This window comes from Clostridium sp. Marseille-P2415, from assembly GCF_900155545.1.
Lineage (GTDB): Bacteria > Bacillota > Clostridia > Lachnospirales > Lachnospiraceae > Lacrimispora.
The window spans coordinates 2,861,024-2,875,008 of sequence record NZ_LT732526.1; the positions used below are offsets into that span (position 1 = coordinate 2,861,024).

The following is a 13,985-nucleotide window of genomic DNA, read 5'->3' on the forward strand; positions in this document are numbered from 1 at the left end:
ATAATATCCCGTATATTATACATGATATGTCAATATGATGCCATTAAAATATTCTTAATATGACCTGACAATTTTTAGTTTTCTTCTTAAAAATTCCCAGATATAGAGGAACGTTCCCATGATCAGCTCTCCTTCAATCCGTAAGTAGCTGCCGAGATGGGACATCCGAAACCGGACTTTTCTGGTACTTCCGGCTGTCCGCAGGCCCTCTTTCAATCCTTCCACGTAATCCGAATCAAAGCCGATCTTCCGGAAGAATAAGTATTTTACGAAGATTCCTGCCAAAAGCGGAACCAGATTCACCAAAAGCTGCAAGGCCGGCATATTCTTATAATTTAAATACACAATGTTCCTGGCCGCCAGCCTGACCTTGAAGGAATTGTACTTGGAACCGCTGGTCCCGCTTCCCACATGGTAAACCACGGCTGCCGGACAGTACACGTTTTCATATCCGAAGATCTTTGCCCGGTATCCCACGTCAATGTCTTCCAGATAGGCGAAATGAGCCTCGTCAAAGCCGCCGATTTCCTCAAAGACCTCTCTCCGGTAAATGGCAGCTCCCGCACAGGCAGCAAAAACACTGCGGGGTTTATTATAGCCCCGGCTGCTCTGCCCTACGCCTCTCTGATAGGCCCAGCCTAAAATGCTGTACATATCCCCGGCATCATCCATAAGCTCCTTATGATGGAGCTGGATCATCTTGCTGCTGGCGGAAAATATCCCCGGCGACCGGTCCATGGTCCGGACCAGTTCTTTTACATAATCCGGTTCCGGCTCCGTATCATTGTTTAAAAGAATGACATAAGGCGTTTTCGCATGACGGATGCCCACATTCACAGCCCCGGAAAAGCCTGTGTTTTCCGGCAGGAAAATAGAAGGGATCCTGCGTTCCTCAAGCCATTTTACGCTGCCGTCCGTGGAACCGTTATCCACCACAAGAAGCTCAAAGTTCTTATCACTCTGAGCTTCCAGGGCATTGAAACAAGGTTCCATGAATTTCAGCCCGTTATAATTCGGAATTATGATGGTTACTTTTTTCTCCATTTCATACCTCAAGCCTGTAGGGTTCCCCGATCTTTTCCTTCCGTAAGTCCCGCAGGGCGAAATTGGATTTGCGCAGGGTCAGATTCGGATTGTAATAAGGATCTCCGTCCCGTAAAATTTCCGGCCACTTTTCAGAGAATATCCGGATCTCCCGGTTAAAACGGGCCACCTTTTCCGGCGTATCCTCAAGACCTCTGGATTTTGACTCATAATGGTAAAACATCGCATAAGGCGCATAAACTACCAGCTTATTCAAAGAGCGGATCTTCATACAGTAATCAATATCGTTAAAGGCAACGGCCAACTCCTCGGAAAAGCCCCCTGCTTTCTCAAACAGGGATTTCTTACTCATCATGCAGGCTGCTGTTACAGCACTGTAATCCCGGGCGCACATGGCCTGGTTAAAATAGCTGCTTTCCGCCTTATGAAGTCCGATAAAGGTATGTCCGGCAATGCCGCCGAAGCCCACCACAACACCGGCATGCTGGATGGTATCATCCGAATACAGAAGCCTGGCTCCGGCGATCCCCACATCATCCCTCTGGCAGAAGCCCAGCATCTCCTGAATGCTTTCCGGATTTATGATTTCCGTATCGTTATTTAAAAACAGCAGGTATTCCCCCTTTGCAAAGGTAACGCCAAAGTTATTGATGGCGGAGTAATTAAACTCCCTCTCCCACTTTACCACATGAACGAAATCAAATTCCTCTTGGATCCTTTCATAATAATCAAAGGTTTCCGGAGCTGTACTGTTGTTTTCCACAACAATGAATTCCAGATTTTTCCAGGTGGATTTCTCAATAATAGAGCGCATGCATAAATCCAGGTCAGCCGCATGGTCCTTGTTGGGAATGATGACGGAAACCAGCGGCTCTCCGGTTATTTGAAACGTGGTATGGTAAATGCCGTAATCCACGCCCTTTTCCACAGACAGGGCGGGTATCCCCATACGCTCATAGTGGGCTTTGACGGCTCTCGCCCCGGCTTCAAAGGCATACAGCTTGCTCTCAGGATTGCTGGAAGTGGAATTCTGATGACAGCGCCAGTGATAGAGAGCCTTTGGAACATGACAGATCTTCCTGGCCTTTTCCGTACAGCGGAAGATGAAATCATAATCCTGAGCCCCGTCGTATTCCGCCCGGAAGCCTCCCACTTCCATGAGCAGCTCATGGTTTACCACAAACAAGTGGCAGATATAATTGACACTGGTCAAAAGGTCCGGGTTAAAATCCGGTTTAAAATGAGGCTCAAACAGTTCCCCTCCGTCAATATCCAGCTTATCCTCATCGGTATAAACCACATCGATCTCAGGATCGGAATTGATGGCCTTTACACATTCAAACAGGGCATCGGGAGCCAGGGTATCGTCATGATCTGCCAGGACGATAAAATCTCCCGCCGCCATTTCGATGGCTGCGTTGGTGTTTCCTGAAATTCCCTTATTCTCTCCCAAAATCACATAACGAATCCGTTCATCCTTTATGGCATAACGCTTTAAAACGCGCTCTACGCCTTCTCCTCTGGGACTTCCGTCTGCCACACATACTTCCCAGTTCTCATAAGTCTGGGCCAATAAGGAATCCAGCATGGCCGCCAGATAGCGCTCCGGCGTTTTATAAGCCGGAATCACCACGGAAAGCTTCGGCATATAGTCAAAAACCGTTTTCTTCTGGGCCTCCAGCTCTTCCTGCGTTGTTTTTGTAAGGGCGTACCATTCCGGATAATCATAATCGCTGTCAATTCCCTGAAGCTTGTGCCTGGACTTTAACACAAAAGCCCGGAATCCGTTTTCCTTCCAGAAGTCCATGGCGGACTGAACGGTCTGCATATTCATCATGCTTTTAAGCTTTGCGCTTTTCCTATGGGCAGAGCTGTTCTGCCTCTCAATGATCTGGGCATTCAGCTTCACTCTTGCGGTTTTCCCGTCACATCGGATCACGAAAAACCTGTCCTCATTTTTCTCCCGGATATAGGGGATCCGGATATCGAACCCCAGATCCTTGTCCGGATTTTTTTTGAAATAAATCTGGCTCACATCATCCCGGCGGACCGGAACGCACTTAAATTCCACGGGCCTTTCCTGTTCATCCAAAACTTCAAACTCCGCTTCTGCCTCCGGGATTTTTCCGATCACCCAGCCATTTAATACGATTGAATTGTCACGGATTCTCGCTACATCTATCTTATATTTCATCTCTGATTCCCATCCTCCACAGATGCTGCCGTAAGAAGTATATCCTCTTCCGGATCTTTTTCCGTTTCTTCTGTAAAATTGATCCTCTCTTCCTCAATGACGAGCGGCCGTTTCATGACCCGGGCATTGATGGACAGTACATATTCCCCCACAAGGCCGATGAAAAAGATCTGTACGGATCCCAGAAAACACATGCCGATCAAAAGAGGGGCCATACCTGCCGGAAAACGGTCCCAGTACATCAGTTTCATGATCAGATAAACAAGCGCCACCGCCAGGCTGATAAAGGAGCAGATGCTTCCGAAAATAGTTGCCAGGCGAAGCCCTGCCTTTGTATAGGAAGTAATGCTTAACATTGCCGCATCATAAAGGCGGTAAAAATTATTGCTGGTCTTCCCGGCCCGCCTCTTTGGCTGTTCGTATGGGATTTCCTTGCGCCGGAAGCCAAGCTCTGCCACAATACCGCGAAGGAACGGCGTGGGATCATGAAGTTCCCGCAAAACCTTAATAAACCTCGCATCATAAAGGCCGAAACCGGTAAAATGCTCAATCTGCTCTACGTCGGAAAGCTTCTTGATGGTTTTATAATAACAGCTTCTCAACCAGTACATGAATTTATTCTCTTTGCTGGATTTCTTGATCCCGATGACGATCTTATAGCCGTTTTCCCATTCCTTTACATACTTTGGTATCATATCCACCGGGTCCTGGAAATCTGCAGCCATAAGTACGGTACAATCTCCCGTTGACTGAAGCATGGCGTAATAAGGAGAATTAAACTGTCCAAAGTTCTTGGCGTTCAATATCCCCTTGACCCTTTCATCCCCGGAGCACAGCCTTCGGATGATTTCCCTGGTACGGTCCTTGGAATCATTGTCGATAAAGATCAGCTCATAACGGTAATCCGGTAAATCCTTATTAAATATACAGTCAACAGCCTGATACATGGCTTCTACATTCTCTTCCTCGTTGTAGCAGGGGACTACGATGCTAATTGTTTTCATATGTTCACTTCCAATCTATCCGAACCATAACTTTAATCAGATCCTCCGGTTTTTCTTTCATCAGCTGCAGCGCTGTCTCCACCTGCTCCAAACCGTACATATGGTGAGTCACCAGCTTCTGGGGATTGATCCTCCCATACCGGACCATTTTTAAAAGGCGTTCGATTCTGACCCGGCCTCCCTTTGCAAGCTCGGTATGAACGGTCTTCCCAGCCATGCCGCGCCCGCCGGAAAACTTGGGAAAGGGCAGGTATCCGGTGCCGCCGTAATAATTCACATTGGAAATGGTGCCGATCCCGTATCTGGCCATATCCACTGCCTGGGCAAAGACCTCATCCCCGCCTCCGCAGATGATGACTCCATCGGCCCCCAGGCCGCCGGTCCGCTCCATAACCTGCTCTACCACATCACCGTCTTTATAGCTTATCACCTCTGTGGCTCCGAATTCCTTCGCAAGCTCCACACAAACAGGCCTGCTGCCAACCGCAATGATACGGGCGGCCCCCAGATGGCGGGCTCCTTCAATGGCCATAAGGCCGATGGGCCCTATCCCTAAGACGACCACCGTATCTCCGATCTTGATATCAGCGGATTCCGCACCCGTGAAGCCCGTTGTCACCACATCCACGCACATAAGCGCCTGTTCCAGGGTGATCCCATCCGGAATCTCAGCCAGAGTGGTATCTGCATCCGGGATCAGAAATTTTTCCGCAAAAACTCCGGGAACCGACCTTCCAAGCTGATGGCCGGAAAACGGGGCCGAAGCATGTTTATAATTCCCTTCCTGGATTCCGCAGGCCCTCCAGTCCGGTGTAATGGCAGGGACCGCTACCCTGTCACCGGGCTTAAAGTCATGAACCAGCTCTCCGGTTTCTATGATTTCCGCCACGCATTCATGGCCGAGAATCAGGTTGGGAGCCTTCCTTGAGCCGCCGCCATATACCGTATGGACATCAGAGGAGCATGGAGTTACTGCAATGGGCCGGAGTACGGCGCCATATGGAGTTACGGCCGGTTCCGGTGCATCATACCAGCCAACCTTCCCCGGTTCTATTAAAACAAAAGCTTTCATAGGTTTTCTTATATCCTTTCCAGATGATTGGATTTCAACGCCAGAATCTGAATATTCCGGTTAAATTTTTCCTGTATGGTACCTGCGATTTCTTCCGTATACCCAGGTGCCACAATTAAAATGGCATCCACCGGATCCTTTCCGTAATGATCCGGAGAGACAATGGGAAGATGGGAAGCGGGTGCGTATTTTCCCTGTTTAAAGGGTGCGGAATCTATGATGTATTCCGCAAATCTGCCGATTTTTGTAGTGGAAGCAAGTGTAAAGCCCTGATGGCTGGCTCCCCATATGGCAAGCCGTTTCCCCTGAGCCTTAAGCTCCCTTACAAGCCCTTCCATCTCTCTTCCTATGGCATCCCGGCTTTGTATCAGGCCGTAAGGCTCCACCTTTTCCGCCTTCCTGCCCTGTCCGGGCTGCCCGCCTGCCTGCGCCCGTTTCTTTTTCCTCACAATAACGAAAAGCGTATCCCGGTTGACCATTTCCTCTTCCAATACCTCAAATCCGGCTTCCCGGACCGCAAACCCAAGAGTGTCAAAGGTATAATAAGCCAGATGGTCCCGAATCAGCTCGTAATATCCGTCATACTGCAGGATATATTCCAGGCTTGGAACCGTGATGAGCCCTACGCCTTCCTCCGATAGATTATCCGCAATGCAGCGGAGCATTTTCACCGGTTCCGGCTGATGTTCCAGAAAATTAAAGGATAAAAATCCGTCATAAGGGCCCGCTGCGCTTCCATCGGACGGCGCCAGAATTTCTCCTTCGTCCGCAAACTGCTTCCAGACCCCAAGCCCCTTTTCCCTGGCCAGCAAAACCAGGCTTTCCCGGTGCTCTATTCCATAGGCCTTCACCGGAAATTCCGAAAGGACCGAAAGGAACTCCCCCTGTCCGCAGCCCGCCTCGATCAGTTTCTTTCCTTCCAGATGATATGCATCAATAAAATGCCGGTACTGGCTTCTTCTTAAATTCACCATGGTTGTGGTAAAGCCGCCGGACCGGATGACGTCCTTATAATAGGCCACAGGTTCACAGTCAAACTGCACCAGACCGCATCTTTCACACTGATGAAGCTTAAGGGTAATGCCCTGATCTTCTTTCAGTTCTTCCTTTCCCGGAATATCCTGAGCCGCAGCAGGCATAGACTCAAGTGTCATAAGTGGTTTTTCTCCAAGAGGCTCGCCGCACACAATACAAATCCTATCTCTCATACCACAAAATTTCCTCCATGTCAATATTTTTCCGCCTGAAAGGTCCGCCGGATCCCGTCAGAAAATGTCACCGCAGGCTCCCATCCGGTCATCTCCTTCAACTTTTTTATATCAGGAATAAGATTTGCAGGCCCTTCTGCATTGGGCTCCCTCCGTCCGTAGCTATAGCTGCCGTGAAAGCCCAGGACCTCATATATCATCCGGATATATTCCCTTAAAGGCCTGTTTTCCCCTTCCGGTCCCGCTACATTATAAATTCCGGAAACTGATTTATTCTCCTGTTCCATCAGAAGTACCAGTGCCCGGATGCAATCATCAAGATATAAAAAATTCCATATTTGCGTACACTCACCCAGGGAAATATACTCTCCACTGCCAAATACCCTCAGACAGCTTTCGACCAAAGACCATGGGTGATCTCCGGGTCCATAAACGCTGAAGATCCTGGAATGGATGTATTCCATGTCGGAAATTCCCGTCTGCCTCCACTTTTCCGTCTGTTCCGATGCCCGTTTTAAGAATTCAAGCTTGGCTTTGCCATATTCGGAGACGGGGCTGCACACCGCCTCCTCTGTCATGGCTTCCTTATGAATTCCGTATTCTGCCTGGGAACCGCTGAAAAGAAACCGGCTGCAGCCAAGACGCCTGGCTCCTTCCAAAGCCTTCAAGGAGTCCTCAACATTCTTCTGCTGCACTTCCCTTTTCATCCGGCCCGCACTTCCAGACCCTTCCCAGCCAAAATGGTAAAAAGCCTGGCATGGTTCATCGATTCCCTTGTCCAGTTCATGAAGTTCTTCCAGCTGCCGCTCGATCAGGATAAGCCCCTGCTGTTCCTTATCAAGGCTTCCCAGATTCTTTGAGCCGGGACGGACCACCGCAAATACATGATTATGCTCTTTTAAAAGCCTGTTAACCAATGCCCGTCCAAGAAAACTGGTGGCCCCTGTTACAACAATGTTCAACGTTTTTCCTCCACATCGTAAAGTTTTATTCCTTAATCCGCGGGATGATCATGTTGCGGTCCATCTCCTCGTCTGAAAGGAATGGAGACATGTCTTCCAGCGGTGGTGATATCATGCTTCCGTCGGGCAGCCGTTTCGCCGCGGATTTCGGCTCAAAATTCTGATCCCGGCTGACAAAAACCTCACAGATGACCGGCCCCTTCCTGGACAGCGCCGTTTCAACGGCTTCTTCCAACCCGCTGTTATGGCGTGCGCAAACATAAGGATAGCCATAAGCTGCCGAAAGCTTTTCCATGTCCGGAAAGCTTAAATCATGGCTGTCCTCCCCAATTCCCACCAAAGGCTCTCCGAAAAAATTCCTCTGGGTCTGGCGGATGGAATGATATCCTCCATTATTAATAAGGAATATCTTAATGGGCATACGATGATGAATGATGGTCTGCAGCTCCTGCAGATTCATCTGAATGCTGCCATCACCGGTAACCAGAATGATATCCTGTCCCGGATCCGCCTTGCAGACTCCAATAGCCGCAGGAAGATCATAGCCCATAGAGGCAACCGCTGAATTGGTTATAAAACGCTGGCCCTCCTTCATGACATAAGCATGCCCGCCTACAACGCAGGCTGATCCATTACCGACCACTGTGATCTGATTCTCAGAAAGCCTTCGGCTCAATTCCTTAATAAACGCATAAACATTGACATCCTCTTCCCCGCCGTGGCTGTAATGCTTTGGAAGCACAACCGGATAGTTCTCCTTCCACATGCGGCAGGTTTCATTCCAGGTCATGCCGTCAAGCCCTTTGCCGCCGGCAAAAAACGGCTGTTCCCCGGTTGCTCCGTATTCTGAATCCAGAAGCTCCTCCAGAACATTCAGCAAATCCTTAACATCGGCATGCACCCGCATATCAGCGTGAACGGAGGGCTTTTTTAATTCCTCCCTATCGATGTCATTGACGATCACATAGGCTTCCCTGGCCCATGTAGTATAATTATACCCTACCTGCCGAATGCTTAAGCGGCTTCCCAGGGAAAGGACCAGATCGCTGTTCTGAACGGCAAAGTTACCGGGACGGTCTCCCATGCCGCCTCCTCGCCCCGTGTAAAGCGGATGTTCATCATACATGCAGTCCTCGCTGTTCCAGCCGGTCACGACCGGAACTCCCAGCTTATCCACCACCCGCATGAATACCTCATGAGCCTGTCCGATCCGGATCCCGTTGCCGGCATTGATCACCGGGCGTGAGGAAGACCTGATCTTTTCCAAAATGGCACGGGCCGTATCAGCTGTCACTTTCTCCGGAAGGATCTGCCGTTTTTCTCCGCATCCGGCCTCATCCTCCCTGATCTTCGCATCGCTTACAGAAGCCCAGCCGTCTCCGCCCCGTTCATAATCCTCTGCCGAAAAGCCTATCAAATCCTCTGTCTCAATATAGGCTCCCTGGACATTCAAGGGAATGTCCAGCCATGTGGGACCCGGACGCCCGGAAAGGGATAAGTAAATGGCTTTTTCCAGGCAATAGCGGATCCGCATAGGGTCAATGACCATCTCGCTGTATTTCGTCATACAGTCAACTGCTTTTGTGATATCGAACTCCTGGTCCCCCATGGCCCGGATCCCAACACCTGACCATCTGGCCGTCGTATCATAGCGCACCTGGCCGGATAAGATGAACATGGGAATGGAATCCAGCCACCCGCCAAGCACTCCGGTAACCGCATTGGTCCCCCCGGGTCCTGTGGTCACGCAGACAGCCGCTATGCGGCCATGGATCCTGGCATAGGATTCCGCCGCTATGGCACACGCCTGTTCGTGATGGTTGTATAAACAATGCATTCCCTCCTGGTGCCCCAGCGCATCGTTTAAATGCATGGCTCCTCCGCCTGTAACGGTAAACACCTGTGTAATCCCGGAATCCACCAGTTTCTGGGAGATATAGTTGGATACTTTCATTCTCATGGATCGCTCTCCTTTTTTAAGGGATGTTAATTATCTGTTTGTGATTATACCACACCAGCCTTTATTTTCCTATTAAAGTTTTCTTACTTTCTATTAGCTTTCTATTAGCTTCCATTTTTCCAGAAACATGTTTTATTACGGAACATTTCCTTTCGTATTTCCACGGATCCGGAGCCAATCATTATTTCCAGAAAAAAGGCTGATTTTCCTTACGTTTCCGTATCAATCGGGCTATAACCGGTACCCCTGGAATTTCTCATCTTTTTTCTTGTTATGTTATCTCCTTCCATATCTGCCATCAAACCACACTATAAAAGTCCCTCTAAAATACGATATAATCGCAGAGTAATGCAACTATGGATTTTCGGCCACGATAAAACTTATTGCAAAAAAGGAGAGAACATATTTATGAAAAAGCATTTAAAATTGATGGCTGTATTATCCGCTGCCGGTATTTTAACCGCTGCAGCTCCAGAGCTGGGCTTAATCAGTACAGCAGCAACCGCCTATGCGAAAGTAGTCGGCTGGGTTGAGGAAAACGGAAGCTGGAAATTTTATGATGATAATGACAGTTACGTAACCGATGCCTGGAAAAAGCGCGGCGAAGACTGGTATTACTTAAACGAGGACGGCGAAGTCGCCACTGATGCACAGATCGATGATTATTACGTAGATGAAAGTGGGAAAAGGGTTTCCGACAAATGGATCTCTTTATCAAATGATGAATTCTGGGATTCTTCTGACGCTCCGGAATTTTTGTGGCACTACTATGGAAAGAACGGTAAGGCTGTTGTTTCCAAGTGGCAGAAAATCAACGATAATTGGTACTACTTCAATGACCAGGGCGAAATGATGACCGGAAAAGTCGAGATTGAAGGCAGTACTTATTATTTAGGTGAAGAGAATGACGGCGTCATGAAAACAGGCTGGATCCAGCTTGAGAATGATTCTGAAGACCTTGATGAAACTCATTCCTGGTACTATTTTGACAAGAGCGGCCGTATGATAGATAACCAGGTTGACAAAAAGATCGACGGTAACTATTATACCTTTGTAAACGGTGTTATGCAGACAGGCTGGTACAAACTTCCTACTGCTGCAACTGCATCGGAAGCAACCGCTGACACACTTACAGCAGCCGGATACCAGTACTATGATCCGGATAACGGAGCACGGGTTGACGGTTGGAAGGAGATCGAAGGCATTTCCGGACTCAGTCAGGAAGGCGAAATTTACACCTTCTATTTCAAGAATGGTGCTCCTTACCATGCAACAAAAGGTCTTGAATTATTTACTGTAGATTCCAAGAAATATGCTTTCAATACAAAGGGTGAAATGCAGACCGGACTTGAGGTCGTCAACCTGGAAGATGGAGGAATTGCCAACTTCTACTTCGGAACAGACGGCGCTATGACTACCGGAAAGCAGACAATCTACAACGAGGATCTGGATGAAAACCAGGTATGGTTCTTCCAGACAGAAGGCTCTAACAAAGGACAGGGCGTTCACGGTGTTCGTGACAACACTCTGTATGAATACGGCTTAAGAAAAGAAGCGGATGCCGATTTAAAGGTTGCTCCTATTTCCTTTGACGGCAAACAGTACCTCGTAAATGCTAGTGGTTCCCTCCAGAAAGCAACTTCCTCATCCAAATCTGCAACAAAACCAGAGCTTGGAAAAGGATATAAGGATTACAAAGATTCCAATGACAAAGTATGGGTTGTCGATGAAAACGGCATTATCCAGTAAATTAAAAAATAAGTCATAAAAAATTCATCCGTTCAAACAGAAAAAAGGTCCGCACGTTTTAGACGCTGCGGTCCTTTTTTTGTGTATTTTGCACGAATCGTTGTTTCTTTTTTGTATAACTTCTATAAATTTACATTTTTTTATATATTTTGCACTTTTTTTCGTTATATTTCGTTTTATTTTACGTTATATATTATAGAAGTAGGCTGTCTTTATCATAAATAAGAAAAAAGGAGGAGACCAATGAGAGAACTGTCCGTGTACTATTGTCCTAAGTGCGGTTACTATGGTTATTACCAGCTTCAACGGAATGCGGTGTGCCCCAAATGCAAGGTGGACATGGTACCGCTGTCCATTAGCTACCAGGACTTCATGAATCTGTCCTGTGAAGCAAGGGACGAATTACTTTCCACGCATATTATTACATCATCTTCTCCTTATGTCAGGCGCCTGCTGGCGCCGCACAAGGCTAATAACAATCGGGAGATCATCGCCCGCATGGGGGACCGCATTACCGAATTAGAGATAGAAAATGAAAAGCTGAATAAAACCATTGAATGGATGCACCAGACAATATGGGAACTGGTCCGCAAAAATAAAGGAATTGTTCCGGATGATAAGGAAAATTCCAAAAACCGGGATTGATCCCTGACAGGGATACTCCCGGGAGTGCCCCGCACTCCCCGACTATCACCTGTCAGGCAATCTTATCAGCGCTTATGTAACGCCCGATCAATCTGTTAAGCGTCTGATTTAACCTCTCAATCACCTTATGGAGTTTCATGTTCTCTTCCGTCAACCTCACATTCTCCATCTCTATAATCCGCAGCTTCTCAGCGTCTGTCATATAGAAAACCCTCCTTTTTTCTGCTTTTCTTGTAATCACTATAAGCTGTTTCTGACTTTTTGAAAAGCAAAATTAATCGCAATATTCGACATTATTTTGTCATTTTATCCAAAACAGCCTGCTTTTTAAAGATGCATAAAAGGATGAGATACTATATGTATTTATTTGTTAAGAATGTAACACAACATCTATGATTAACAAAACAAATTTTATGTCGACAAAATTGGCACGAAAAACATGCTAAAAACTAATATTTTTTTCAAATTATGTTTTTAACTATTATCTCGTCTGACTTTTAATATGTTTTTTGAGATATCCCTGATAGATTCAGGGATGATCAGATATTTATGTTATAGTGTTCTGCTAATCCACTTCGATTTAGAATTCTTTACTATTTTATCGGCTCACTATGCTGATAAAATAATCATAATCAGGATTTCTTTTTTCGGTTTAGGAAAAAAGATAATCAGTTGGCGATTGTGTTACTTTTCTTAGATGATACGATTTCAGAAAAATATCTTGTTGATTTTCGGAATTGCATGTGGCTGGTTATTCCTTATTGGCTGCCCTTTCCATCATCTCCTCATACAATCCGCCTGCTTCCTCCGGTGAATAGCTATAGACCAAAAACACATCCATCAAATAAGGGGAATAACGGATACCTGTAATTTCCTGTGCAAATCCCATGGCAGCAATCTCACTAAGAGCGATCACATTCGAATCATTATGAAAAAATCCAACCGACCAGAGTCTGATCTTCTCATTTTTGGTATATATCTCTTCTTTGCAGCGTTCTTCCACACTGTGAAAAAGTTCATGCGACAGGAGAAGGCGTCTGATGTCCAGTTCCTTTGTCAGTATCTCCGCAACTCCAGGTTCCTCAAAGAGTTTCTTTGCTTTTTTCACTGCATCCATATAAATACATATCTTATCAGGCACCCGGAATTCCGCAAAAAGCACACGGTCGGTCTTTTCCGGAAATTCCGGATAAGTAATAGTAATCCCCATGGAATCGGCCAGACTATCGGGATCTTCCGTCTGATATTCCCGGCAAATTTTATGTGCGTATTCCCTGCCGCAGTCCAGACTTTTCTTCATCCAGCTTCTTCGCTGTTCATCCTTCAATTTCCCGTTTAATGGCTCTCTCGAAAACGCATAGGAATACCAATCCACCGGCTCAATTGCAGCGAGGTCTCTTAACATTTCCCCCAAAGAACGCACAGGAATATACGGACGCCTGTATCCTCTTGTTTCCTGATTGCCAAAAAGACCTGCCCGAATGGGATGAATGGCCCTTTGAAATACTTCCTTCGTCATAATCCTCTAAATCTCCCTGACAGAAGCTATGATCATAATTTCCTCATCCGCCTCCCGGTCTCCCAGATCCAGGTTCATAAGAAGCAGAATCTGCTCCAAATCCACTGAACTATAGTCACATACCCGGGGACCAACACATAGAAAGAAGTCCGGGCGCAATACCGTATCAGTCTTAAATACGGCATTTTCTTTCCAGAGGTCCACCACCACCTCCTTTTGATAAAGGTATAAAACACCCGGATCATACGTCCCACCTTTTCATCCAGCACAATATCCTTAAGTGCAAGCTGGCCCTTTGCCAGAAAGCCCTCCAGACCGCCGCCGGCTACTCCTACCACTCCAACATTCGCCACATCTCCTTCAATGAAGGCATTGGTTGCCTGCGTTGTGGAGTGAGCAACGAAAACCACATCCTCCGGCGCAATATGATTCTCCCGCATGCAATTCTCAAAGCTCTGCACCACGCCGGCCGCAACACCATCTTTGTGATCATGTGTTGTCTTTACTTCATTTTTTCCTATAATTTCATGGGTTTCATTGTCCATGGCTACGCATTTGGTATATGTACCTCCTACGTCAATGCCCATACGGACCGCTCTATGTATACGTTCAGCCATTGATTACATCC

At 47.1% G+C, this 13,985-nt stretch carries 12 protein-coding genes; 2 read left to right on the forward strand and 10 right to left on the reverse strand.

Annotated elements, in window-relative coordinates; genetic code table 11:
- Positions 1–54 precede the first annotated feature (54 nt).
- Genes BQ9856_RS18020 through BQ9856_RS18050 form a run of 7 tightly spaced genes read right to left on the reverse strand, consistent with a single transcriptional unit; the run spans position 55 to position 9,444 of the window.
- A complete protein-coding gene (locus BQ9856_RS18020; RefSeq protein ID WP_077612258.1) occupies positions 55–1,044 on the reverse strand; it encodes a glycosyltransferase family 2 protein in 990 nt (329 codons plus the stop codon).
- 1 nt (position 1,045) lies between these two features.
- The gene (locus BQ9856_RS18025) at positions 1,046–3,238 is read right to left on the reverse strand and encodes a glycosyltransferase family 2 protein (RefSeq protein WP_077612259.1); all 2,193 of its coding nucleotides are present in this window, start codon (positions 3,236–3,238) and stop codon (positions 1,046–1,048) included.
- On the reverse strand, positions 3,235–4,242 hold the full coding sequence (locus tag BQ9856_RS18030) for a glycosyltransferase family 2 protein (RefSeq protein ID WP_077612260.1): 1,008 nt from the start codon (positions 4,240–4,242) through the stop codon (positions 3,235–3,237). The genes BQ9856_RS18025 and BQ9856_RS18030 overlap by 4 nt, the downstream gene beginning before the upstream one ends.
- 4 nt (positions 4,243–4,246) lie before the next feature.
- Positions 4,247–5,314 carry a zinc-binding dehydrogenase gene (locus BQ9856_RS18035; protein ID WP_077612261.1) on the reverse strand — a complete coding sequence of 356 codons (1,068 nt, stop codon included), beginning with the start codon at positions 5,312–5,314 and terminating at the stop codon, positions 4,247–4,249.
- Positions 5,315–5,322: 8 nt separating this feature from the next.
- Entirely contained in the window at positions 5,323–6,522 is a 1,200-nt protein-coding gene (locus BQ9856_RS18040; protein ID WP_077612262.1) for a class I SAM-dependent methyltransferase, read from the reverse strand.
- 20 nt (positions 6,523–6,542) lie between these two features.
- On the reverse strand, positions 6,543–7,484 hold the full coding sequence (locus BQ9856_RS18045) for an NAD-dependent epimerase/dehydratase family protein (RefSeq protein ID WP_077612263.1): 942 nt from the start codon (positions 7,482–7,484) through the stop codon (positions 6,543–6,545).
- A 25-nt stretch (positions 7,485–7,509) separates the two neighbouring features.
- Complete coding sequence (locus BQ9856_RS18050; RefSeq protein WP_077612264.1) at positions 7,510–9,444, reverse strand: thiamine pyrophosphate-binding protein; 1,935 nt, start codon at positions 9,442–9,444, stop codon at positions 7,510–7,512.
- A gap of 408 nt (positions 9,445–9,852) precedes the next feature.
- Between BQ9856_RS18050 and BQ9856_RS18055 the strand changes: the two genes are divergently transcribed.
- Together BQ9856_RS18055 and BQ9856_RS18060 are read left to right on the forward strand one after the other, a co-directional pair.
- Positions 9,853–11,193: a cell wall-binding protein gene (locus BQ9856_RS18055; protein ID WP_077612265.1), complete on the forward strand. Its 1,341-nt coding sequence runs from the start codon at positions 9,853–9,855 to the stop codon at positions 11,191–11,193.
- A 243-nt stretch (positions 11,194–11,436) separates the two neighbouring features.
- On the forward strand, positions 11,437–11,838 hold the full coding sequence (locus BQ9856_RS18060; protein WP_077612266.1) for a hypothetical protein: 402 nt from the start codon (positions 11,437–11,439) through the stop codon (positions 11,836–11,838).
- Positions 11,839–11,890: 52 nt separating this feature from the next.
- Here the strand turns inward: BQ9856_RS18060 and BQ9856_RS24930 are convergent, their stop codons facing one another.
- The 3 genes from BQ9856_RS24930 to BQ9856_RS18070 all read right to left on the reverse strand — a co-directional run bounded on the left by BQ9856_RS24930 (position 11,891) and on the right by BQ9856_RS18070 (position 13,974).
- Positions 11,891–12,040 (reverse strand): hypothetical protein, encoded by a 150-nt coding sequence (locus tag BQ9856_RS24930; protein ID WP_200801323.1) that lies wholly within the window; start codon positions 12,038–12,040, stop codon positions 11,891–11,893.
- Between the two features lie 549 nt (positions 12,041–12,589).
- The gene (locus tag BQ9856_RS18065; protein ID WP_077612267.1) at positions 12,590–13,357 is read right to left on the reverse strand and encodes a hypothetical protein; all 768 of its coding nucleotides are present in this window, start codon (positions 13,355–13,357) and stop codon (positions 12,590–12,592) included.
- Positions 13,358–13,431: 74 nt separating this feature from the next.
- Positions 13,432–13,974, reverse strand: a complete 543-nt coding sequence (locus BQ9856_RS18070; RefSeq protein WP_442855545.1) for a hydantoinase/oxoprolinase N-terminal domain-containing protein — start codon at positions 13,972–13,974, stop codon at positions 13,432–13,434.
- Between the last annotated feature and the right edge of the window lie 11 nt (positions 13,975–13,985).